The organism is Aliiglaciecola sp. LCG003 (assembly GCF_030316135.1).
Taxonomy (GTDB): domain Bacteria; phylum Pseudomonadota; class Gammaproteobacteria; order Enterobacterales; family Alteromonadaceae; genus Aliiglaciecola.
This window is the reverse complement of record NZ_CP128185.1, coordinates 1,560,437-1,585,240: the sequence shown is the minus strand read 5'-3', so window position 1 is coordinate 1,585,240 and position 24,804 is coordinate 1,560,437. Positions and strand designations below refer to the sequence as shown.

Below are 24,804 nucleotides of genomic sequence, written 5' to 3'. Positions count from 1 at the left end.
TACTTGTGCATACTTGTATATACAAGTAAGATGCTGTGAATTTCATGTCACGAGTATAACCCATACTATGCAGCCAAGATTTGTGCAAATTAAGTCCGCTATATTGCGACAGATTGAGACTTCTCAAATGAAGGCTGGTGACAAAGTTGCCTCTGAAAATCAATTAGCTGAACAGTATTCTGTCAGTCGCATGACCGCTAGACGTGCACTAACTGAGTTGGTTGAAGAAGGTATCCTGTTGCGCTCACAAGGTTTGGGTACTTTTGTGTCTGATCATCGACCGATGAGCTCAATGCTGGAAATTCGCAGCATCCAAGATGAGATCGAACAACGTGGTCATATTTATTCCAACGTGGTATTGACCAAACAGGCAGTAAAAGCCAACAGCCAACAAAGCGCTTGGTTTGGGATCCAAACACAGGATAACTTGTACCATACCCAAATTGTCCATTTGGAATCATCGGTGCCGATCCAACTGGAAGACCGCTTGGTCAATCCATTGTGGGCGCCGGACTATTTACAGCAAGATTTTAGCCGTACCACAGCCAATCAATATCTTAGTCAGGTTGCTCCGCTGACCCAGGCTGATCATTCTGTAGAGGCCATACTTGCAGCCCCTGAGATAACTGAAATTTTAAACATACCCCCTAGCCAACCCTGTTTGCATATTGTCAGGCGAACCTTTTCAACAAATGGCATCGTCAGTTTTGCGTCACTTTATCATCCAGGCAATCGATATCGAATTGGTGGACATTTAAATTTCCACCCCAGCGATTTAGGAGAAAGAAAATGAATAAGCGTTATGATCCCACCCGTAACATAACTGCGCCTCGCGGCTCTACCTTAACGGCCAAAAGTTGGCAAACAGAGGCTGCTATGCGGATGTTAATGAACAACCTTGATCCTGAGGTAGCCGAACATCCGCAGGACTTGGTGGTGTACGGCGGGATTGGCCGTGCAGCTAGGGACTGGCCTAGCTACGATAAAATTGTTGAGGTACTTAAGCGCCTCAATAATGACGAAACTCTATTGGTACAAAGTGGTAAACCTGTGGGCGTATTTCCGACCCACGAAAATGCCCCTCGCGTATTAATAGCCAACTCAAACTTAGTACCTCATTGGGCCAATTGGGAACACTTTAATCAATTGGATAAACTCGGTTTGATGATGTACGGCCAAATGACGGCGGGTTCGTGGATCTACATTGGCTCTCAAGGCATAGTGCAAGGCACATATGAGACTTTTGTCAGCATAGCAAAAGCGCATTTTGACGGTTCAGCCGAAGGTCGCTGGATCCTCACTGGCGGCCTAGGAGGCATGGGCGGTGCGCAACCACTGGCAGCCACCATGGCAGGTTTTTCAATGTTGGCGGTGGAAGTTGACGAAAGTCGTATCGATTTTCGCTTGAAGACCGGCTATGTGGATGAGAAAGCCTCATCACTGACTCATGCTTTAGAGATAATTGAACAAGCCAAGCAGCAGCAAAAAGCGGTTTCTGTTGGCTTACTAGGCAATGCCGCCGATGTGTTTAGTCAGCTAGTCGAGCGCGGGGTCACTCCTGACGTGGTCACAGACCAAACCAGTGCCCATGATCCTTTAAATGGCTATTTACCGCAGGGCTGGACCATGCAACAAGCTGCCGCAATACGCTTACAAGATGAAGCCAAGGTGGTGCTTGCAGCTAAACAATCTATGGCTGTTCAAGTACAAGCGATGCTGGTCTTGCAACAGCGCGGAGCAGCGACCTTGGACTATGGTAACAACATCCGTCAAATGGCACTAGAACAAGGGGTTAAAAACGCTTTCGATTTCCCAGGATTCGTACCTGCTTATATTCGTCCTTTGTTCTGTCAAGGTATAGGCCCATTTCGCTGGGTAGCCTTATCGGGTGATCCTGAAGATATCTACAAGACCGATGCCAAAGTCAAAGAGCTGCTCCCCGATAACCAACACTTACATAATTGGCTGGATATGGCTAAACAGCGTATCCAGTTTCAAGGATTACCTGCACGAATATGTTGGGTAGGCTTAGGCGAGCGCCAAAAGCTTGGGCTGGCCTTTAATGAGATGGTCAGAAACGGCGAGCTTTCTGCTCCCATCGTCATTGGGCGTGACCACTTAGATTCTGGCTCTGTTGCTTCGCCTAATCGCGAAACGGAAAGTATGCTGGACGGCTCTGATGCGGTGTCTGATTGGCCATTGCTTAACGCCATGCTCAATACTGCTGGCGGCGCGACTTGGGTGAGTTTACATCACGGGGGGGGCGTAGGCATGGGATTCAGTCAACATTCTGGAGTGGTCATTGTTTGTGATGGCAGCGAAGAAGCGGATAAACGTATTGCCCGAGTACTACATAATGATCCGGCCACAGGCGTGATGCGTCATGCCGATGCCGGTTATGAAATTGCCAAGCAATGTGCCAGACAGAATAAGCTCGATTTACCTATGCTAAAAGGAGAGTAATCCATTGGAAACCTTAACAATTATACCGGGCCAATTATCCCTAGATGATATGCGCCGGGTTGCTCGTCAACATATCGCGATACAATTGTGCGAAGACGCTAAGCCAGCCATCTTGGCAGCCGAACAAACCGTCGTAAATGTCATCAAAGAAGGCCGCACCGTTTACGGCATCAATACTGGGTTCGGTCTGCTTGCCAATACCAAAATACATGCGGACGAACTGGGCTTATTGCAGCGCAGTATCGTCTTGTCTCATGCTGCTGGCATCGGCAATTTCATGTCAGCTGAGACGGTTAGGTTGATGCTGCTGCTAAAAATTAATTCATTGGCACGGGGTTATTCAGGGATCCGCCTATCGGTGATAGAAGCATTGATCACCTTATACAACGCTGAAGTTTACCCAGCAATTCCTGAAAAAGGTTCGGTGGGTGCATCCGGAGATTTAGCACCATTGGCCCATATGAGCGCGGTGTTACTTGGCGAAGGCGAAGTCTTTCACAACGGACAACGGTTAACCGCAGAGCAAGGTTTGAGCATTGCTAAGATGCAAAAAATTGAGCTTGCTCCCAAAGAAGGTTTAGCGTTACTTAATGGTACTCAGGCTTCCACCGCCTTTACTTTGCAAGGCTTATTTTATGCAGAAAATGCGCTCTATAGTGCCATTGCCATTGGCAGTTTAACCGTAGACGCTGCGCAAGGCTCGCGAGTGCCCTTTGACCCGCGGATCCATCAAGTACGCGGACATCAAGCTCAATCCGATGTAGCAGCTAGCTTCCAACAACTGCTTGGCAACTCGGAAATTGCAGAGTCTCACCAAGGTTGCGAAAAAGTACAAGATCCCTATTCACTGCGCTGCCAACCTCAAGTAATGGGCGCATGTTTACAGCAAATGCGCTTTGCCGCGCAAACCTTGATAGTTGAAGCAAATGGTGTATCTGACAACCCATTAGTATTCGCAGACTGCGGCGATATATTATCAGGTGGAAACTTCCATGCTGAAGCCGTGGCTATGACCGCCGATATGTTAGCCATTGCCCTGTCAGAAATTGGTGCCTTGGCTGAACGCAGAATGGCCTTGTTAATTGATACCCATTTGAGTGGCTTACCACCCTTTTTGGTGAACAACGGTGGCGTCAATTCTGGTTTTATGATTGCTCAGGTGACCTGCGCTGCGCTAGCTAGTGAAAACAAAACCTTGGCCCATCCTGCATCCATTGACTCGTTGCCTACCTCAGCCAATCAGGAAGATCATGTATCTATGGCGACTTTTGCAGGCAGACGACTCAGAGATATCTTTGATAATGTCGCCGGTATACTAGCTATAGAATGGTTGGCGTCGGCTCAAGGTCTGGATTTTCGTGCACCGTTGAAAACCAGTGAAAGATTAGAATCCGTCAAAGCCTTACTACGTGAAACCGTGCCCTTTTATGACAAAGATCGATACTTTTCTCCTGACATTGAGAATGCCAAAAAGCTAATTGTAAACAACAGCTTGAACGATTTAGCCGGGATTAACCTGCTGTCCTAATCCAAGCCATGCTGCGCTTCCAACTACCTTTTTGCAAGTGTAGCCATCCCACTCGCTGAGCAGTTCGATCATGCTGAGCTATCTGACTCGTCTATCAATAAATCCCAAATTAATCTTGCAATTTAAGATTACGGGTGTAATCTTAAATTCAAGACTACAAACGTAATCATAAGAGCTAAATAGTATGCAAGAGATATCAAAAACTGAATTTGAGGTGTTAGATGCCCTTTGGGAAGGTTATCCGGCCTCAGCCAACACCATCATCGAGAGACTCAATCAACATAAATCCTGGCATGACAAGACGGTTAAAACCTTACTTAGTCGCCTGGTTAAAAAACAAGCTATTGAGTTTCAAAAATCTAATCGCAGCTATCTGTACTCACCGTTGTTTGAACGTGAGTCTTATCTCAACAAAGAAAGTAAAAGCCTGGTCCGTCGCTTATTTAACGGAAAAGTGGCCCCCTTAGTCGCAGGCTTTGCCCAGGGTAATGATTTAACCAAAGATGATATAGATGAGCTAAAAATGCTTATTTCTAATTGGGAGAAAAACAATGATTAGTTGGCTTATCTCACAACAGCTGTTGGTTTGCTGTGTACTATCGGCACTAATATTGTTAGAGCGCTATGCAGTCAAATACTTAGGCACGCGCACAAGTTATGCTATTTGGGCTTTACTCCCGTTAGCATTGCTAGCCAATAATTTACCTAAACAGATTATCCCAGTGCAAAATAATCAAATTGTCGAATATTTGGTGTTATTCAATCAACAAGCACAAGCAACGGACTGGTCGCCAAATTGGATTTTTCTATGGAGCCTGGGGGCGCTGAGTGTAATCAGCTACGTGATTGTGAGCCAATTTTCATTGCTGCAAAGAATCAATAAAGCCTATGCTGGCCCCTTACCCCTTTGTCTGCCAAATCGCCTCCAAGTATATAGTTGTGCGGACATCAAGGGGCCAGTACTGACAGGTATCATCAGCCCCAAATTACTCTTACCCACAGAGTTTACAACCCGTTTTAGTCCAACTCAGCAATCACTGATGTTACAACATGAATTGGTTCATTATCAGCGCAAGGATATTTGGTTTAACTTGCTAGCCATTCTGTTAGTCGCGGTATTCTGGTTTAACCCTCTTAGCTGGTTAAGTTATGGCGCTTTTAGGCGTACTCAAGAGCTTTCCTGTGATGAAGCTGTATTACGCACCTCATCCTTACAACAAAAACTATGTTACGGCAAAGCGTTAGTTCAATGCGCCGAAAAGGCCACTGGTCAATTTGCGATCTACTCACCCTATGGAGAAAAACACACTATGATTACTCGACTAAAACTAATCCAACACGCACCCAAAAATCGACCTGGGATTACAGCCATGGTGTTGCTACTGGGAACTGCCCTACTCTCAAGTGTAGCCTTAGCGAATATGGCAAACAAAACCCAAGTTGAGGATAAAGCTTTTTTAGCTGCACCTATCACTAGAGTGGAGCCGGTATATCCCAATGAGGCGGCCAGCCAAGGTTTGGAAGGCTCGGTTGTACTGCAATTTGATATTGAGGCCGATGGTTCAACTAGCAATATACGAGTTATTGACGCCCAGCCAGCCTACACATTCGACGACAGTGCGATAAATGCACTGGCTGCTTGGACCTATAAACCGCGTATTATGGGAGGGCAGGCCCTCAAACAAACTGGCCTAAAAGTGCAACTTGACTTCAAATTAGGCGAATAAGCTTACCTGATACTAGCCGCTACTTGTTGTAGCGGCTGCAAAGTATTTATGCCATCTAGATAATCCGATTAATCTAAAGTAGTTCGATAGCGTGCAATTGCCACCACCCCCACCAGGGTAATAAAACCAAACAGCGCATAAAAATCATAAGATAGGTCACTTATATCACTACCCTTTAGCATGATACCTCTGGTAATTCGCAGAAAATGGGTTAATGGCAATACCTCACCAATACCCTGCGCCCATTCAGGCATGCCCCGGAATGGAAACATAAATCCGGATAATAAAAGGGAAGGAAGAAAAAAGAAGAAAGTCGCTTGCATCGCTTGCATCTGAGTTGTTGCAATAGTTGAGAAAGTAAAACCTAGGCACAGGTTTGCCACGATAAAAATAATCACTGCCCAAAGTAAACTAAACAGGCTGCCCAAAAACGGCACGGTAAACAAATATTTGGCTGCTAACAGTATAATAATGCTCTGCACCACCCCCACCAGTACATAGGGTAGGATTTTGCCAAGCATGACTTCATGTGGTTTTGTTGGCATCGCCAAGATATTCTCAAGATTACCTTTTTCGCGCTCTCTGGTCATAGCCATAGAAGTAATCATTACCGATGTCATGGTCAATATCACCCCAAGTAAACCTGGCACTATATTATATTGAGTGATCCCTTCTGGGTTATATTTTCGATGCACTATAACCTCAATACTTGGTGGTACTGAAGTTAAGAATGAAAGGGGTCCGGTGACATCATGAGATATGGCTTGCAACACAATCTTATTAGCATTTGAAACCGCATTAGACGCAGCGGCAGGATCTGACGCATCTGCTTCAATCAGTAGTTGCGGCTTCTCGCCACGGATTAGTTGCTTGGTAAACCCCTGCGGAATTCGAATAACAAAAGCGACGTCCCCCTTGGCAAGTAACCTGTTGGCTTGGGCAGCACTATAGACTCGCTGATTGACGTCAAAATAGGCCGACACCTCAAAACCAGCTAAGATGGCACGTGTCATTGAGGTGTTTTCTTCTAAATAGACCGCGGTGGGTAGACTTTTTGGGTCATTGTTAATTGCGAATCCAAATAGCACCAGTTGCATAATAGGTACGCCAATCATCATTGCAAAGGTCATTCTATCCCGGCGCATTTGGATTAATTCTTTACTCAATATGGCCCAGATTCGATATAAGCTATTCATTAAAATTTCCGCTGATCAGATGCTGTATTCTTCATTAAAGATATAAATACATCTTCTAGGTTAGGCTCAATTCTTTGCCATTTTAATTTGTCAAAATTTGCATGCTGAGTAATCGCTTCCATGCCGGCCTGATCTGTACCACTGATGTGCAATGCCGAACCAAAATAAGCGGCATTTTCGATAGCAGGCTGTTTTTTCAGTTCCGTTAACGCCTGCCGCGAATTATCACCGGTCGCGCTAAAGGTAACTAAATTTGAACGAGCAATGACATCAGCAACACTGCCTTTGGTGATAAGATTGCCATGGGCTAGATACGCTATCTGATCACAACGTTCTGCCTCATCCATATAATGGGTTGACACCAACACGGTAATACCTTGATTGGACAAAAAGTGGATCTCGTCCCAAAATTCTCTCCTGGCCTGCGGATCAACACCAGCGGTAGGCTCATCAAGAAGCAGTAGTTTTGGTTTATGCATAGTCACAGCAGCAAGGGCAAGTCGTTGTTTCCATCCCCCTGATAATGCCCCAGCCAGTTGGTGCTGGCGATTTTGTAATCCTAGCTTTTGAAGGGTTGCATCAATCACTTGACGCTTGTTTGACAAATTGTAGATGCGTGCCACAAATTGCAAGTTCTCGCGGATGGTTAAATCCTCCCAAAATGAAAACTTTTGGGTCATGTAGCCAGTTTGTGTTTTGACCTTTTCAGCTTCAGTGACAATATCAAACCCGAGACACTTACCCTGCCCTTGTGTTGGAGTTAACAAGCCACAAATCATCCGGATCGTGGTAGTTTTACCCGAGCCATTTGGACCCAAAAAACCCCATACCTGGCCCTTGGGAATGCTTAGGTCGACTTCATTCACCACTCGCTTGCCGTCAAATTCTTTGACCAAGCCTTCAACATCTATAACTAATTCAGTCACTGAACAATACATCCACGGGTTGGCCCTGATTGAGATTGACCGGTCGCTCAAAGCTTGCTTCAACTAAAAACACCAGCGAGTCTCTAGCCCCCTTGCCATAGAGTACCGGTGGGGTAAATTCAGTGTGATTAGAGATATAACTGATTTTAGCGGTATCGCCTTCCGGTCTGCCATCACTTATAACCTTAACGATATTGCCAATTTTAACTTGATTCAAACGCTCTTGAGCGACGTAAAAGCGAACTTTTTTACTATTCACTATGGCGACAGACATTAACGGTTGCCCTTGGTTGACAAACTCACCCTGTCGATAAAATATTTGCTCAACGGTGCCCCGATTATGAGCGATGATGCTTCGCCGTTGGAGTTGCCAGTTAGCTTTTTCAGATGCAATTTGACTTGCCCGAAATTGCTGCTGGGCACTCTCGATTACCTTATCTCTAGCAGGTAATCTAGCCGCTGCAATTTGCGCCTGAACAGATTGCACGGCGAATTTTAATCCTTGCTGATGAAATTTGGCTTTATCAACTTCAGCTTGAGAGACCAACTCTTTATTTAACAGCTTAACTAAGCGAGCATACTCGACCTCCGCCAACTGACTATTTTGCTGCATTTCGTTGAGTTGACTTTTTAACACCTCAATCTCTTCTGCTCTGGCACCTTGCTGTAAATTTTCCAGTTGAGATAAGGCATTTGCAGATTGCACTTCAAGCTCTTGTTGATTGAGCAATTGATAATCCCGATCAAGTGTGGCAACCCTGTCACCAAGTTCGATGACCTGACCTTCAGTTAAATTCAATTCAGTGATCCAACCCGACTCAGGTGCTGAAATGTAAAAATGTTGAATCTCTATATAGCCTGTGGTGCCGTGATGAGTGGGCTCTTGTGTGCATGCAAATAACAACAATACTATACTGCAAACACCAAATTTTACGCGCTGTGCAAATTTCATACATGTATTCCCAGTGCTTTAAAAAGGATTTTCCGATGTTGGTCAAATAAGCCTGGCACATCTAACGCTGGGCTATTGACTTGCTCAAAAACAACCCTCCAAATGATAGAAAAAATTAGTGGAGCAATGATCAGACGAGCCGTAATTTCTGCATCGTCGATTAAAATTTCATTATTTCTCACGCCGGTTTTTAGCAGATTAACCAAGGCGTCCAAACCGGGCTCGATGATCTTATCTCGATATTGGCTGACCACATGAGGAAACACATAGGCATCACTGATGAGGACTTTAATTAGTTTGGGCATTGGAGTGTTTAACACGATATGGGTGGCTAATTCACACAATGTAGTGATCCCAGATTCAACCGTCTGCGCATTACTTAAACGAAGTTGAAGTAGCTGGATTACAGGCTTGGCAATAGATTCAATCGCCGCCTCAAAAAGTTCATCTTTGGATTTGGAGTATAAGTAAATGGTCCCTTTGGATACACCTATTCGTTGTGCGATATCCTCCATCTTTGAAGCACTAAAGCCTTTTAGATAGAACTCATCTAAGGCTGCGAATACGATATCCTCGCGGCGTTTATCCTTTGCTTTGTCGGTAACAGCTCTTTTCATAGCTGCTCATATTTGACTCTAAATAACTGACTGGTTAGTTATTTATATTGGTTGGGCATATGCAGTTTGTCAATATATGAGCGCAAAAAACAAACAACGAATTATAATTTAAAGGCATATTTTACCCGCAGTAATCTGGCACCAAAACTCATTGTTCGATGATGATTATTTGGCAATAACTAATCCGTGAATCGGGACAATTAGAAATTCCGAGATAGGAATCGCTATATAAATAGGTGGAGTAAGAATGAATTAAAGCAGGGCTAAGCACTGCTTTGAAGACGCGAAGTGGCAAGTATTTTAGCGCCTTGTCGGGGCCTGTTTAACACGCTAAGATCACTTAACTTGCTAGCTTAATTTGAATTCTGCTGCTGAATGATACCTACCTGCAAGAGTGGAGCAGCATCAATTTCATCTGCATCCATCATTTTTGCAATGCGCTGCATAGTCGATAGCATTTGAGATTGCTCCCATTCTTCAAGCTGTTCAAAGCGCTGCACGAAGTGATCTTGCAGCGGTTTAGGCGCATCTTTAATAGCTTCGAAGCCTAAGTCAGTTAAATGTAGGCCTACTTTTCGCTTATCTTGGGTTGAACGCTCACGAACAACATATGAGCGACTCTCTAGTCTATCTAAGATGTTAGTTACTGTCGCTGAGCTCAAGTTAATACTGCTGGCAATATCCTTCACCGCAATTCCATCATAGGCTGATATTTCCCGCATGACAATTAACTGCGGGCTAGTCAATCCAGTTTCTTTACTGAGCTTTTTCGAATATAAATCGATGGCTCTTATCACTCTACGTAAGGAAACAAGGAGCTCTTCGTACTTTTGCATTTCCGGATGTCCCATATTCAACATTGGCGGCGATTAACAACAAGAACAAACTTGCCAGCACACTTTGATTAGCCAGCCAATATACCTGTTCACGCTAACTAAATCACTCACAAATTACTCACATAACATAGAACACAAATCATAATAACGTAAACAAAAATGAACAAGAACCAGTTAACGGTTCTATTTTCATAGGTTTATATCTAGATTAAACTTGATCGAACTCGATCTATCTGGGCATAATATAGATAGAACTCTAATAATTAGTGCTGTAAACAGTTCTGATGCGAAAGGTAAAACGGTTTAGAAAAATCCATCTGGTCTACAGGTTAGGCTCAACTCGCTGTTTTACTTATCCGTAGCTTTGCCAAATTTAACTGGCAGCTATCGGACTTCGCATTCTTTGCAGCAACAATTTTTTTCACTATGCAGGAGCATAAAATGCAGTCTCGAAATTGGAAGCGCATCGTTATAAAAGTGGGAAGTGCACTAATTGCACCGAACAATAGCGGGTGCAGCAGCCATTACTTACTGAGTATTGCTCAGTTTATTGTTAGGGTCCGTTCAATGGGCATCGATGTCGTATTAGTGTCTTCAGGCTCAGTAGCAGCCGGCGCTCACCTTTTCCCCAACGACACGAAATCAAATATTGCTACCAAGAAAGCTATGGCAGCCGCTGGACAAACTGAAATGATGTCCACTTGGGATAAGTTATTCGACTTCCCGACCGCACAAATTTTATTAACCCACGGTGACCTCAGGGATCGTGAGCGTTACGTGAGTATAAAGGACACCATTTTCACCTTACTAGACAATGGTATCCTGCCGATTTTGAATGAAAATGATACGGTAACAACAGACAAGTTGAAGGTGGGTGATAACGATAATTTATCCGCCATGATAGCCTCTGCAGCAGATGCAGATGTGTTGTTAATTTGTTCGGACGTTGATGGTTTATACGATAAAAACCCTCACACCCATGATGATGCTAAGTTACTTTCATTAGTGTCCAACATAGATGAAAGTATTTACGCCATGGCGGGCAGTGCCACCAGTGATGTGGGAACCGGCGGGATGAAAACTAAAATACAAGCAGCCGAAAAGGCTGTTTCACATGGTATTGATACCTTCATCCTCAACGGTTTCTCCGAGCTTCCCTTTAATATGCTGCTACAAGGGAAGAATCCAGGCACCCATTTCAAGCCCCACGAAACGCCAATGCAAGAGCACTTGCATTGGATGACTCACACCTCCAGCGCAGAAGGAGAAGTGGTAGTGGGAGATAGTTTTGACAGCCCTCTAGATGCGCAAAGTAAAGAATTGACCAGTGAAGAAATACTGGCTGTGAATGGTAACTTTTCTGTTGGAGACACCATTTTGGTCCGCAAAGATGACGGTACTAAACTGGCTAAGGCCAAATCCAACTACAGCAGTTGTTTGCTTAGCTTTATTGCCGGTCAAAATGACAAAAAATTTGCTAATGCCCTTCAGCACCGGACCGGCCCGATCATTTCAGATAAGAATATCGCCTTATTGGAGGAACAATGAGTTTAATTAGTAACCTTTGCAAAGGTGCTGCAACAGCAGCCCAAACATTATTAACACTAGATGAAGATACAAAAAACAACGTACTAGCTGACATGGCTGCTGCTTTGCGCGAACAAGCGGTGCATATCCTGCGGGCCAATGCGTCTGATGTTCAAGAAGCCACTATCAATAACCTTCCTAACGCCATGTTGGACCGTTTGACACTAGACGTAGATGGTATAGAAGCTATGGCACAAGGTCTTGAAACTGTCGCCTCATTGGCAGATCCGGTTGGACGCTTACGAGACTTAGGCACACGACCTAATGGGATTGAAATCAGTAAAATGCGCATCCCCCTTGGCGTCGTTTGCATGATCTATGAAGCAAGACCCAATGTCACCGCAGATGCCGCCGCACTGTGCTTCAAGTCGGGCAACGCGGCTATATTACGTTGCGGTAAGGAAGCCCTATCTAGTAGCAAGGTGATCGCAAAAATATTACAAGATGTGCTGCAAAAGCATGGTTTACCCATCGAATTAATCTCTGTCGTACCTGATCCCGACAGAGCGCTGCTTCAAGAGTTGATGGAACAAAAAGACTATATAGATGTGATTATTCCCCGCGGTGGCGAAGGGCTAATCAATTATGTTACTAACAACAGTAAGGTTCCAGTAATTCAACATTTTAAAGGGGTGTGCCATCTGTATGTAGACAAAGATGCTGATCTTCAAGCAGCGTTGAATATTCTGCTAAATGGTAAGACCCAAAGGACCGGCGTATGTAATGCATTAGAAGGCTTGATAGTGCACCAGGATATTGCTGCAGAGTTTTTGCCTATGGTCGCAGAAGCCTTTGAGCTGAAAAATGTAAAAGTCAATGGCTGCGCCAAAGCAGAAGCTTACTTTGAAAACTTCACTGTGCTCGATGAGAGTGACTTCGGTGAAGAATACCTTGATTTGGAAATCGCCATTAAGGTAGTTAACACTACCACTGAAGCGTTTCAGCACATCGCTCGTTACGGCAGTCATCACACCGAAGTGATCTGTACACAAAACGACGTCACCGCCAAACTATTCCAACGCAGTGTTGACGCCTCTGTTGTGATGGTAAATGCTTCCTCGCGGTTCTCTGATGGCAGTCAGCTAGGACTCGGAGCAGAGATTGGCATTGCTACAACCAAATTGCATGCCTATGGGCCTATGGGCCTTGAATCCTTGACCACAGAAAAATATTTGGTCACAGGTACAGGGCAGATTAGAGCATAGCCTGACTCAGCCCATCCACAAGAGAAGGCTAGTAGCCTTCTCTTTTTTTGCCTAGCCAAAGCAGTCTTCCCTATACTCTTCAAACTGCTCTTAATCATTTAAGAAAAAGCTTGCTTGATAAACAATTGTTAAATACCATTAACAGCAATGCAACACTCTGATAAAGAGCTTATCGGGTCCTCTGCGTGCCTAAAAAGTTAATCAATGTGACACCTTTTCGAACAACTAAATGACTCCCGTTATATAGTGTTAACCTCTTAAGTTTCGAGACTTTTGAGGTTTTTTTTTTTACAATCAAACACAGAGATTTTACAGTCTGAAAAGACCCAGAAACGAAGGTAAATCGAAATGCACACCCCAGTAAGGAAAATCGTAATAGCTGGAGGCGGAACAGCAGGTTGGATGACCGCAGCACTGTTGCGCAAAGTATTGCAGCAACAAGTCGAAATACAACTTATAGAATCAGAAGAAATTGGGATCCTTGGTGTAGGCGAAGCGACCATTCCGCCTATCCAAATTTTTAATCAGTACCTGGGCCTTGATGAAAAAGAATTTTTACGAGAAACCAATGGCACCATTAAACTTGCCATCAAGTTTGAAAACTGGCGTGTTCAAAATGAGAGTTATTTTCACACTTTTGGCGCGCCAGGTGCCAATCTAGGTTTTTGTAGTTTTCAACACTATTGGTTACAAGCTAAAAAAGCCGGCATGCAAGCGTCTTTATGGGATTTCGATTTGAATTACTTGTGTTGCAAACAAGGAAAATTCAATAAAATCAATACACCCAACCCAATTTACGAATTACCTTATGCCTATCATTTTGACTCTGGACTTTACGGTAGGTATCTGCGAAAACTGGCAGAAAAAAGTGGCGTTATTCGCACCGAAGGGATCATTGAACAGGTTAAAACCGATGCTGAATCTGGGTTTATCCAAGGCCTACAACTAAAAAGTGGCGAGCAAATCGAAGGTGATCTATTTATCGATTGCACGGGCTTACGCGGCGTGCTGATCAAGCAAACCTTAGGAGTAGAGTTCGAACCTTGGAACCATTTTCTACCGGCCAACCGGGCGCTCGCCGTGCCCACAGAGCGCTTTGAACACACGTCCCCTTTTACTCGAAGTATTGCCCATTCAGCAGGCTGGCAATGGCGTATTCCATTAACCCATAGAAACGGCAATGGTATTGTTTACAGCAATGATTATTTATCTGATGATGATGCCTACAAGACATTAATGGGCAATTTAGATAGTAAAGCCTTAGACGAGCCGCGACAAATCAAATTCGAAACTGGCCGTACTGTTAAACAGTGGCATAAGAACGTGGTCGCAATTGGCTTATCTAGTGGCTTTTTAGAGCCATTGGAATCAACTAGCATACATCTGATTCAATCAGGCATAGTGCGTCTGTTAAAAATCTTTCCTAATCAGGGGATATCACAACATACTATCGATTTTTATAATGCAGACTCCCAGGAAGAATTTGAGACGATCAGGGATTTCATCATTTTGCACTATCACATGAATGAGCGGAATGATTCAGAATTCTGGAAAGATATGCGCAGTATGACCATCCCTTCACGCCTGCAGCACAAAATTGACTTATTTAATCATTCGGCAGCTATTTTTAATGATAAAAATGATATTTTCCGCGACGCATCATGGTTGCAAGTGATGCTTGGGCAAGGGGCAAAACCACAAGATCACCATCCAGCAGCGGCGGTCCATGGAGATGCTGCGCTGCTGGATGCAATGCACAAATTACTTTCAGCCAAACAGCAACCCTTGGACAAAATGTTACCTCATGACGAATTCTTAGATCGGTATATCGGCCGCTAAAACCTCTTAACCAACTGCTAACTAGGGACAGCTTGAGCAATTAATGAAGCTAACTGTGGGTACAAAGGACCAAGCTGCTTACCTTATTTAGCAGCTCAAACGGTTTCTCCCTGCTTTAGCTCATAGGGCAAAATACTAGATTCACTGGTATCATTAAGTAAGGTAATCGCTGCCACTTTGCCTTTTTCTGCACTAGATTGACACACAGTTGTCAAATATGGCCGCGTCCGAGCAGCTTCTGCAATCCCATCAAACCCGGTTATTCGCAATTGATTCGGAACATCTAGTCCCATTGACATCGCACATTGCAATAATTCTAATGCAATAATGTCGCTCATACACAAAATAATATTCGGTCGGGGATGACTATTCAATACTTCCTTAGCAGCCTGTATTGCAAACTTACCTTCACTTTCAGGAATATTCCAAATTAAGTCATTGCCGATTGTTATCCCTGCTTCTTTCAGGGCTCTGAGATAGCCATTCAATCGCCGGTGAGCAATACAGTGCTCCACGTCCAGTAAGGGCGTATCATAAATTCGGCAGACACTGGGGGAATCGATTAACCTCAGACCAAGAATTGCCACCCGATCATTGGGTTTGAGGGCCAAACGAGCAATTTCATATGACGCTTGCTCGTTGTCAATATTTACCGAAGGACGATCGGGAAGATTAAAATCAACCGTTACAACGGGTTTGTTCTGCCGATTCAGCACGTCTGCAAGGTTCGGATTTCTGGGCGCGCCATAACAAATAAAACCATCTACGAAGTCAACCACATCACGTACCGACTCAGAATCCCCTGCATACAGCAGCATGTGTTTTTTCTGCTCTTTTAATATGTTAGCCACACCAGTGATAAAGGTGTTGGCGACGGGATCGTTGACACTATATTCAATGCTATCGGCTAACACCAAGGCGACAATATTAGACCGGCCTTTGCGTAAAATTTGCGCAGCTTTATTCGGACCTTCATATCCTATACTTTTGCAGGCAGCCAAAATTTCTGTACGCTTGAGTGCTGACAACTGATCTGGTCGATTGTATGCGTTGGAAATTGTAGCAGTTGACACGCCTAATTTCAGCGCGACGTCCTTGAGGGTCAGTTTAGGCTTCTTCATAGTATTTCAGTTTACTTCCGGCTAGTTGAAATCAGTCTGTTCAAAACCTGCGGGTATTCACCAAAGGCTCAAAAGAAAGCATTTGTTATTTATCTGAGGTTAAATAATAACTCATTTTTTGTTAAAAAAACATGAATTAGCTCAGGCGGCGTTCATTAGCTAAACCGATTAAGTTAGCACGCTATATTTAACCCAAAAATTTTCGATACCTGATTAGACAAATCCTGAGTTCAATTAGGTTCAGGTATCGGCATCCCACCATTCAATTTTGGAAGTGTGAATAAACAACAAAAAATAATTTATCTTGGAATGGGATTTGCTTAGTTGCCTATGTTAGATAATTTTTTAGACCTCAAAACTGCCTGATATAGATGCTTGGGCATTCAGACAATCATTGATAAAGGAACAATTATGGATATCATTAGAATCATATTCGCTATACTCTTGCCGCCGCTGGGCGTATTTTTGCAAGTGGGTTTAGGTGGTGCATTTTGGTTGAACATCTTGCTGACCCTACTAGGTTACATCCCTGGGATCATTCACGCGGTTTGGATAATAGCGAAACGCTAATTGTAAATATTACACGCATCAGGCGAGTAATGGCGGTCGCCTGATTCGTGTAACCATTTTGATCGACCAATGACCTAAGGGATTGCTGTGGAAAACTGGCACATTTACACGACAGGACTACTTCTTTTGATCACCGCTCTTCCTTTGGCGCCGACCGACCACTGGATTGCTAGAGTATGGGAATTCCCCAGAGTGCAAATCAGCGGGCTGTTACTGATCAATACCCTAGCGGTAATTGTATTTGTAGATAGCAACACAATATCTATGTGGGTGTGTCTTGGCATTAGCGGCTGTTGCTTGGTGTATCATCTAATTTGGATATTGCCATACACTGCTTTATGGCGAAAACAAGTTCAAAGCTCCGCCGCCAATCCAGATGAACATATTAGTATTATTACCGCCAATGTGTTGATGAGTAATAAAGACACGGGTAAATTAATTGATTTGGTGATTCAGCTAGAGCCGGATATTTTAGTGACACTGGAAACCAATTCATGGTGGCAAGACAAGCTGTCTATATTGCATGAACGTTACCCGTACCGCGTGGCATCACCCTTGGACAATCTTTACGGTATGCATTTATACAGCAAGCGTATTTTGAATGATGTGGAACTAAAGGAACGTGTAGAGCAAGGCGTGCCCTCGATTACATGCTCTATTGTGATTAACGATTCAAAGCACATCAAAGCTTATTTCCTGCACCCTGCCCCTCCTAGCCCCACAGAAAATGAAAGCGCCGAGCAGCGGGACCATGAATTAATGCAAGTGGCTAATGAGATCCGAACACAATCTGGCCCTATTATTGTGACCGGTGATCTGAATGATGTCGCTTGGTCCCCCAGCACCCGAGAATTTCGTAAAACCAGTGGTTTGTTGGATCCTCGAATAGGCAGAGGTATATTTAATACGTTCCATGCTGACTACAGATTTTGCCGCTGGCCGCTGGATCATATTTTCCATAGTGATGAATTCGAACTCACGCAAATCAAACGGTTACCTAATATCGGCAGCGACCATTTTCCGCTATATTCTAAGCTATCCCTCAAGTGATATTCGCAATCAAAAGCATAGTAGGTAGATTAGCGATAAACTGCTAAAGTCTATCAACAGTAACGCAATAGATATTATTGCAACCGATTAAGTTATGTAATTGGATTGTTGAAACTATAGTTAGCTGATGTAAGGAAGCCTTATTCTTGTGTTTAATTTCAACGTCATCACAGGCTGCGCGCTAGTCTATGCAATGCTATTGTGCCTACCGATCCAAGCTCAAGGATTAGATCAACCGTCAGATATTTTACTGCAGCAGATAGCAGCGGCTAGAAATAAAGGAGATATGTCCCTAGCGGATGAACTTGCAGCCAGACTCAACCAATACGCCCACCAGTCTAATGACCTAAACGCTATTGCAGACGCTAATTATCAACTTGCTAGAAATGCTATGGAGCGGAACCGTTACCAGCAAGCACAGGATCATTTAAATGCTGCAATAAGTGCTTATCAAGATCTGGATAACCAAAATGGTTTGGCCAACGCTTATCGACAATTGGGATTAACTTATCGCTACCAAGCAAACTATCCCCAGGCTTTAGAATATATTTATTTAGCAATGCAGATATACCAGCAAATGGATAATAAGTCTGCCATTAGCAGTACCCATAACAGTATTGGCCTAGTATTAGAAAAGCTTGGCCAGTATGAAGCAGCTGCACAAGCACACCAAAAAGCCTTGGAAATCCATTACGAATTGGGCGATCAACAAGGAATCGCCAGTGCATTATATAACCTTGGGGATCTGCGCAGAGTGATGGGAGACAGGGAGCTAGCGTTGGTTTATTTTCAAGATGCACTGAAAATAGATAGTGTTACAGGAAACCTCAAAAATTTAGCCTACAGCCACCATAAAATTGGCTACTTATATATGGTGCTGGGCGATTTTGACAATGCACGATTACACATAAATCAAGCGCTAAGTGGATTTAAACAAATATCGGCTCCTCGGGACACAGACTGGGCTTTGTCCTCTTTGGCTGAACTTGAAATGAAATTAGGCAATTTTGACCTAGCCCGTGACATTATCGATGGCGTCATACTGCGCGCCCAAACACAGCAGTACAATAGTCTACTGGCAGACGCCTATTACGTATCTGCTGAGCTGGCTTATTTACAAGATAACAGCCAGACCGCAGCCGATCAGATTGATATGGGTTTACAGCAAGCGCGAGCAAATCATGAACGTCAAAAAGAAGCTGAATTTGAGGCACTTAGAGTTAAAGTGCACGTTAAAAATGAGGCTTATAAACAAGCATTTGAATCCTTACAACGAGAAAAGCACATTAGCGAAGAAATACTCAATACTAAGCGAATAGGAAATATTGCTAACCTGCAGGCTCAAACGGAATTCATCCGTCGGGCACAGCAAATTGAATTATTGAAAAAAGAAACTGCGTTACAAAAGGCCAATATCGAGCAGCAAAATCTGAGCAGAAATCTATGGATTTTGGCGGTTATTGCGAGTTTTCTGCTGTTATTTTTATTGTATAGTCGCCGAGTTCAGATAAAACTAAATAAAAGATTAGGCGAGCAAGTTGAGCAACGCACCCAGGAGCTAAAACAGAAGAACATTGAACTGCAAATTGCTTATCAAGAGATGGAGACTATCAGCTTAACTGACCAGCTTACCGGTATTCATAATCGGCGCTACTTGGAAAATCAGATTGATGCAGATCTCGAGCAGAGTTTACGCCTTCATCAAGATTGGTTGGCAGGGAAAACCGATAAACCAGTCCACGCCGATATTGTTGTGTTCATGATTGATATGGACAGATTCAAGTCGATAAACGATATACATGGGCATGTCGCGGGGGACGCCGTATTAATCCAATTAACTCAACGATTAGCCCAAGTATTCCGTCAATCAGATTATTTGACTAGGTGGGGTGGTGAGGAGTTCGTAGCAGTCGCAAGGTTTATTAACCGTGATGATGCGCCAGTGCTTGCCCAACGGGTAGTGGATCATGTTGCTCAAACGCCCTTCCAACTACCTAATGGTGCTGAATATAGTACTAGCTGTTCTGTCGGCTATGCATGTTACCCACTCTATGCAGATAACAGCATAGCGCCAAAGTGGAACACCTTAATTTCTATTGCTGATGCCTGTCTATATATGGTTAAAAGTGCAGGACGTAATGGTTGGGTTGGCATAGATAAAGTTCAGGAGTCAACTGTTCCTCTGGAAGTGATGACCCCAGAAAAGATTTTGAACTGGCAGAATGATAAAAAGGTAGTCCTTAAAAGGTCTTTTAAGTGACTTGAGTTAGTTGAGCATAATTGATAACAATTATGATCAACTAACATTTCAAATTACTCGTCAGTTGTATATGAGCGTGTTACTTTTCTACTCATTCATTTCTTGCGGCCACAAGCCGACTAATAACCCTACATGAGAAACCGATAATATGAATAATTCACAGCAATTGTTTACCCAGATTACGTCAGAGGGTGTCCTCGAGCTTTCACTAAAAACCGTTGACATTCCAAGCCCCAAACCCCATGAAGTGATAGTCAAAATTGAGGCCGCCCCGATTAATCCATCGGATATGTGGCCAATGTTTGGTCCTGCTGATCTGCGTGAAGCAAAGCACGATAGCGAAGCTCAAACCACCACGGCACCAGTCCACCCAAGTATGCTGCCTAGGATTAAATCGCGCTTAGATCAGACACTGCCTATTGGCAATGAAGGTGCTGGAACCGTTGTAGCAGCAGGAGAAAGTGCGGCTGCGCAGGCGCTAATTGGAAAAACCGTGGGTGTTTTATCCGGCGCCACATACGCACAGTACTGCTGCGTGCCTTTGCAAGCTTGTATTGTGCATAATGAAGGAACAGTTGCTAAAGATGCCGCCTCATCATTTGTAAACCCATTGACCGCTTTAGGAATGGTGGAAACCATGCGTTTAGAAGGCCACACAGCCCTAGTCCACACGGCTGCTGCTTCAAGTTTGGGTACTATGTTGAATAAAATTTGTATCGCTGAAAATGTCCCCCTTGTGAATATCGTCCGAAAACAACAGCAAGTTGATATGCTTAAAAAGTTGGGTGCTAAGTATGTGATAGATTCATCGAGTGACACTTATAAAGCTGACTTGTATAAAGCCATTGAAGAAACCGGTGCCACCTTAGCCTTTGATGCTATAGGCGGTGGTGAGTTGGCGAGCGATATTCTCACGGCTATGGAACAAGTCGGCAGTAAAGATGCGAAAGGGTTTAATACCTATGGTTCACTAACTAACAAGCAGGTTTACATTTATGGCGGATTAGACTTCTCACCTACGGTATTAAACCGTGCATTTGGGATGACCTGGTCCGTAGGCGGTTGGTTGCTAATGCGTTTCTTAGCAAAATTAAGCCCAGAGCGCGTAGGCCAATTACATAAAAAAGTGGCTGATGAGATTAAAACCACTTTTGCCAGCGAATTTACTGACGAGCTTAGCTTCGAACAAGCCATTACCCCAGCGCTGATGATGCAATACAATGCAAAGAAAACCGGCGAAAAATATCTAATTAACCCAACTAAAAAATAAGCGATTAAAGCCAATTGCAGCACTGCCTGAGGTATTAGGCAGTGCTTCCCTAGAGATTGAATCTCCTTGCATTCTTCAACGAGTCATTTAGTTAAAATACCAAACTCTCACCTTTGGCAGGAATAGTGGCTCGGATTTGTTTATCTTCCCATAACTTTTGAGCCAATGTCTCAAGCGCTTTTGCCTCACCATGCACCAATACGACCTTTGGGGAGTTTTCAAAATTGCTGATCCATTCAATGAGTTCTGCTTGTCCGGCGTGGGCAGAAAAACCACCCAATGTCTCTATTTGTGCCTTAACCACATAATCTTCACCAAATAACTTGAGATGATGTAATCCATCAACTAATAAGCGCCCCAAGGTGCCCTTGGCCTGAAACCCACAGAATATGATGGCATTGCGGGCATCCCAAATCCGTTGTTTGAAATGATGACGGATCCGTCCACCGGTACACATACCACTGCCAGCTATAATCAGAGCGCCTTTACTTATCTTATTCACCGACATCGAATCTTGCGGTGTGACAGACAAAAATAACCGTGGAATAAAGTCCTTTAAAATCGAGTGAGCGTTAGGACTAGCTTGCGCGATTTCGTTCTTATCCAGAGCACTAAACCATTTATCATAAACTCGGGTCACCTCTATCGCCATAGGGCTATCCAAAATGATTTGCCAATTTTTTAATAAACCTTCTTGGTGCAAACAGCCCAAGTAGAACAAAATTTCTTGGGTTCGCCCAACCGCAAACGCTGGGATCATGATATTGCCGCCTCGGGCTTCAGTTTCTTGTAAGATTGTTTTTAGTTGAGATACCGTATCATCTAGAGATTTATGATTGCGATCACCGTATGTGCCTTCCATTAGCACTACATCAGCTTTAGTGAGGATACTTGGCTCTTTCATCAGTACCGCACTTTTGTTGCCCAAGTCTCCGGAGAAAACCAACTTCTTGTTCTCTCCGCGCTCTTCAAACGTCAATTCAACAATAGCTGAACCCAAAATATGGCCCGCGTCATGAAAGCATACTGATGATTTGTCGGTTAAATTGAACGGCTTTTTATAGGGATAGGCCACACATTGCTGCAATGTCTGCAGAACATCTTGTTCAGTATACTCAGGTTCAAGTGGCGGCTTATCTTTGCGAGCACGACGGCGATTTTCCCGTTCTAAATCACTCATGTAGATGCCTACTGAATCCTTCAACATCACCTCTAATAGATCTGCGGTTTCTAAACTACAGTAAATTGGCCCGCTGTAGCCATCATGCACCAGTCTAGGCAGCATACCACTGTGGTCTAAATGTGCGTGGGAAAGAATGACCGCATCTAGTGAGGTGGGGCTAAATTCAAAGTCTGCATCTCCAATGCGGTCCATCGAATTTCCGCCTTGATGCATGCCACAATCCAACAACACCTTGCCAAATTCGGCAGACTCAACCAGATGACATGAACCCGTAACTTCCTGGGCCGCTCCCCAGAAATAGACAATCGCCATATAAACTACCTTCCATATTAATAAACACCCACTGTGTTTATCTTAGCTAAATAGAGAATAGGCGAACCTGCAAATAACATCTTGTTTTAGATCAAACTTTCCCTTTCTTTATGACCTCCTAGACTGCAATAAATGCCGTTTTTGCGTCCTAAACTGCAGGCTGTGGAGCAAGCTTATCATCATCCTCATCGGTCACATGTTGCTCAGCGTGCATATCTAAATACAAGTAGGAGTAGTTGGTCAACTTGTCCTTAAGCCGCTGTGAATAAGTTATGAAATTTGTCAACGCACCAGCATCTGCTCTGGAGGGGTCAATCATCAGAAGTAACAAAGAACGATTGGCAGAATCAATTTCATGCTGAAGCTCTTTTGCGTGGGCTTTAATGTGATTTCGCTCGCGACTGAGTTTGGCAGTAGTGATTTCGTTAAAGTACTCTATTGTTTGCATCGAGAGTCCGCGAGTGAGCATGAGTAAATCACTCTTCAACTCGATATATTGCTCCTTCATCACCCGCTTAGATTCAAAGAGATCTTTAATTGAATCGTGAATTTGGAACAGATAATCAAATTGATTAATGATTTTTATTAGTGCTTTTGACTCATCTTTTTCTTTTATCAGTGAAACTGCCTTGGCAAAAAAGTGCAAATATTCCTTTTTCAAAAAATCGATATATTGGATGCGTTTATCGGCTGCATCATATATGCCCTGAAAATTAGTTTCGACACTGAGGGTCACTGCATTGTAGTTTTCTTGCAGAAAATAGAATAAACGATCTGAGCCATCCTCAAGCTTTTCCTTGACTGATATAAAATTATCTTCGTCCTCTAATATTGGCAGTTCCAGCCGTTCGAAATCCATTTTCCCTTCACCGAGTAAGTAATCGACAAATCGGGTAAAAGGGCCAATGAAAATGGTAAAAACTAAACTGGCCACTATATTGAAGACTAAATGAATATTAGCCAACGCGATGGCAGGTGATTCAGTAAATTCAGATAGCCTATCACCATATAAATAAAGGGCTGGTAAAAATAATAATACGCCACCAACATTGAATAAAAAATGACTCAGAGCCGCTTTTTTGGCAGCAATATCCATACTAAACACCGCAATAAAGGCGGTGGCGGTGGTACCTATGTTTGCCCCTAAAATTAACGGAACAGCATTTTCAAGGCCAATTAATCCTTGTTGAGTGAATATAATCGCAAGACCAGTCGTCACCGAGCTTGACTGGACTATAGCGGTAAAAATACACCCAAAGGCGATTGCATAGAGCGGATTTTGCGGTTGGGTTAAAATTGAAATTAAGGCTTCATTTTGTTGTAACGGCTGTAGGGTAGTTGAAATCAAATTCAAACTAAAAAATACGAATCCAAAATAGAAAATGGCTTTACCAAAAATCGACACCCTATTGCGCAATATGGTCACGACGAATCCCAGCAAAATCAAAAACGGCGCGAAATTAGTTAATTTAAACGCCACTAACTGGGCGGTGATTGTGGTACCGATATTACTGCCGAAAATAATTCCGACACTGTTTTTAAACGACAGAACCCCTGCGTTAACTAAGCTAATAGTGATGACAGATGTGGCTGAACTCGACTGGATAACCATTGTTACCAACGCACCTATTATGACACTCATAATAGGTATTTTTGTCGCTGCACTTAAAGACTTACGGAAATGTTCACCGGAAATACGCTCAATTTCTTTAGAGAAATTTTCCAATCCAAAGACAAACAGAATGATTGCGGTCAAACCTGCCATGACGACTTGCAGTATTTCCACAGTATTAACCCCCAGACAAATAACAGATCCAATTCAATCAAAAATGTGCAGTCTTAGTAGTAGATAAGTTCCTGCACCTATTTGCCTAGTTTAGTCCTTAAATAAATTATCAGTATGATTTAAATCAATTTTTATCAAATATACCTAAGGGTGTGTTGCTACAGAATCAGGCAACCTTAGGTTACTGAGGATTTCGCACATAGGCTAGATCCCGCCTTTAGTTAGGCTGCTGAGAATCAAAGCTTCCCGCTTTTTCATTGCCCTCAAGAGTCACAAAATTCGAGATTTATCTACATCTTAATGTTGAATATTTACCTTGATAACAATCAGCCAGCAGCACATATTTCGTGCAGCCAATAACTACATGCAAATGATA

The 24,804-nt window shown here is 43.4% G+C and carries 20 protein-coding genes; 12 read left to right on the top strand and 8 right to left on the bottom strand.

The window, feature by feature from the left end:
- Positions 1-67 precede the first annotated feature (67 nt).
- The 5 genes from hutC to QR722_RS06655 all read left to right on the top strand — a co-directional run bounded on the left by hutC (position 68) and on the right by QR722_RS06655 (position 5,718).
- Positions 68-793 (top strand): histidine utilization transcriptional repressor HutC, encoded by a 726-nt coding sequence (gene hutC / locus QR722_RS06675; RefSeq protein WP_286286460.1) that lies wholly within the window; start codon positions 68-70, stop codon positions 791-793.
- Complete coding sequence (hutU, locus tag QR722_RS06670) at positions 790-2,463, top strand: urocanate hydratase (protein WP_286286459.1); 1,674 nt, start codon at positions 790-792, stop codon at positions 2,461-2,463. The genes hutC and hutU overlap by 4 nt, the downstream gene beginning before the upstream one ends.
- Positions 2,464-2,467: 4 nt before the next feature.
- Complete coding sequence (gene hutH / locus QR722_RS06665; protein ID WP_286286457.1) at positions 2,468-3,991, top strand: histidine ammonia-lyase; 1,524 nt, start codon at positions 2,468-2,470, stop codon at positions 3,989-3,991.
- Between the two features lie 184 nt (positions 3,992-4,175).
- The gene (locus tag QR722_RS06660; protein WP_286286453.1) at positions 4,176-4,550 is read left to right on the top strand and encodes a BlaI/MecI/CopY family transcriptional regulator; all 375 of its coding nucleotides are present in this window, start codon (positions 4,176-4,178) and stop codon (positions 4,548-4,550) included.
- A complete protein-coding gene (locus QR722_RS06655; protein WP_286286451.1) occupies positions 4,543-5,718 on the top strand; it encodes a M56 family metallopeptidase in 1,176 nt (391 codons plus the stop codon). Before QR722_RS06660 ends, QR722_RS06655 begins: the two co-directional genes overlap by 8 nt.
- A gap of 68 nt (positions 5,719-5,786) precedes the next feature.
- Here QR722_RS06655 and QR722_RS06650 read toward each other — a convergent pair whose 3' ends face one another.
- The 5 genes from QR722_RS06650 to QR722_RS06630 form a co-directional block, all read right to left on the bottom strand.
- Complete coding sequence (locus QR722_RS06650; RefSeq protein ID WP_286286449.1) at positions 5,787-6,914, bottom strand: ABC transporter permease; 1,128 nt, start codon at positions 6,912-6,914, stop codon at positions 5,787-5,789.
- A complete protein-coding gene (locus QR722_RS06645) occupies positions 6,914-7,840 on the bottom strand; it encodes an ABC transporter ATP-binding protein (RefSeq protein WP_286286447.1) in 927 nt (308 codons plus the stop codon). The genes QR722_RS06650 and QR722_RS06645 overlap by 1 nt, the downstream gene beginning before the upstream one ends.
- Positions 7,833-8,792, bottom strand: a complete 960-nt coding sequence (locus tag QR722_RS06640) for an HlyD family secretion protein (protein WP_286286444.1) — start codon at positions 8,790-8,792, stop codon at positions 7,833-7,835. Before QR722_RS06640 ends, QR722_RS06645 begins: the two co-directional genes overlap by 8 nt.
- Positions 8,789-9,409, bottom strand: coding sequence for a TetR/AcrR family transcriptional regulator (locus QR722_RS06635; RefSeq protein ID WP_286286442.1), 621 nt, complete (start codon positions 9,407-9,409; stop codon positions 8,789-8,791). The genes QR722_RS06640 and QR722_RS06635 overlap by 4 nt, the downstream gene beginning before the upstream one ends.
- Before the next feature lie 353 nt (positions 9,410-9,762).
- Entirely contained in the window at positions 9,763-10,245 is a 483-nt protein-coding gene (locus tag QR722_RS06630; protein WP_286286440.1) for a MarR family winged helix-turn-helix transcriptional regulator, read from the bottom strand.
- A 441-nt stretch (positions 10,246-10,686) separates the two neighbouring features.
- Here QR722_RS06630 and proB point away from each other — a divergent pair, with 441 nt between their 5' ends.
- The 3 genes from proB (at position 10,687) to QR722_RS06615 (ending at position 14,876) form a co-directional block, all read left to right on the top strand.
- Positions 10,687-11,793 carry a glutamate 5-kinase gene (gene proB, locus QR722_RS06625; protein ID WP_286286438.1) on the top strand — a complete coding sequence of 369 codons (1,107 nt, stop codon included), beginning with the start codon at positions 10,687-10,689 and terminating at the stop codon, positions 11,791-11,793.
- Positions 11,790-13,037, top strand: coding sequence for a glutamate-5-semialdehyde dehydrogenase (locus QR722_RS06620; RefSeq protein ID WP_286286436.1), 1,248 nt, complete (start codon positions 11,790-11,792; stop codon positions 13,035-13,037). Before proB ends, QR722_RS06620 begins: the two co-directional genes overlap by 4 nt.
- A 348-nt stretch (positions 13,038-13,385) precedes the next feature.
- Positions 13,386-14,876 carry a tryptophan halogenase family protein gene (locus QR722_RS06615; protein ID WP_286286434.1) on the top strand — a complete coding sequence of 497 codons (1,491 nt, stop codon included), beginning with the start codon at positions 13,386-13,388 and terminating at the stop codon, positions 14,874-14,876.
- A gap of 95 nt (positions 14,877-14,971) precedes the next feature.
- On the opposite strand, the gene QR722_RS06610 is transcribed toward QR722_RS06615, so the two are convergent.
- On the bottom strand, positions 14,972-15,997 hold the full coding sequence (locus QR722_RS06610; protein WP_286286432.1) for a LacI family DNA-binding transcriptional regulator: 1,026 nt from the start codon (positions 15,995-15,997) through the stop codon (positions 14,972-14,974).
- 411 nt (positions 15,998-16,408) lie between these two features.
- Between QR722_RS06610 and QR722_RS06605 the strand changes: the two genes are divergently transcribed.
- The 4 genes from QR722_RS06605 to QR722_RS06590 all read left to right on the top strand — a co-directional run bounded on the left by QR722_RS06605 (position 16,409) and on the right by QR722_RS06590 (position 21,147).
- Complete coding sequence (locus tag QR722_RS06605; RefSeq protein WP_286286430.1) at positions 16,409-16,567, top strand: YqaE/Pmp3 family membrane protein; 159 nt, start codon at positions 16,409-16,411, stop codon at positions 16,565-16,567.
- Positions 16,568-16,654: 87 nt separating this feature from the next.
- Positions 16,655-17,617, top strand: coding sequence for an endonuclease/exonuclease/phosphatase family protein (locus QR722_RS06600; protein WP_286286428.1), 963 nt, complete (start codon positions 16,655-16,657; stop codon positions 17,615-17,617).
- A 148-nt stretch (positions 17,618-17,765) separates the two neighbouring features.
- Complete coding sequence (locus tag QR722_RS06595; RefSeq protein WP_286286426.1) at positions 17,766-19,877, top strand: diguanylate cyclase; 2,112 nt, start codon at positions 17,766-17,768, stop codon at positions 19,875-19,877.
- Between the two features lie 148 nt (positions 19,878-20,025).
- Positions 20,026-21,147, top strand: a complete 1,122-nt coding sequence (locus tag QR722_RS06590) for a zinc-binding dehydrogenase (protein WP_286286424.1) — start codon at positions 20,026-20,028, stop codon at positions 21,145-21,147.
- A 91-nt stretch (positions 21,148-21,238) separates the two neighbouring features.
- On the opposite strand, the gene QR722_RS06585 is transcribed toward QR722_RS06590, so the two are convergent.
- Entirely contained in the window at positions 21,239-22,642 is a 1,404-nt protein-coding gene (locus tag QR722_RS06585) for an MBL fold metallo-hydrolase RNA specificity domain-containing protein (RefSeq protein ID WP_286286422.1), read from the bottom strand.
- 148 nt (positions 22,643-22,790) lie between these two features.
- On the bottom strand, positions 22,791-24,428 hold the full coding sequence (locus QR722_RS06580; RefSeq protein ID WP_286286420.1) for a Na/Pi cotransporter family protein: 1,638 nt from the start codon (positions 24,426-24,428) through the stop codon (positions 22,791-22,793).
- Positions 24,429-24,804 lie beyond the last annotated feature (376 nt).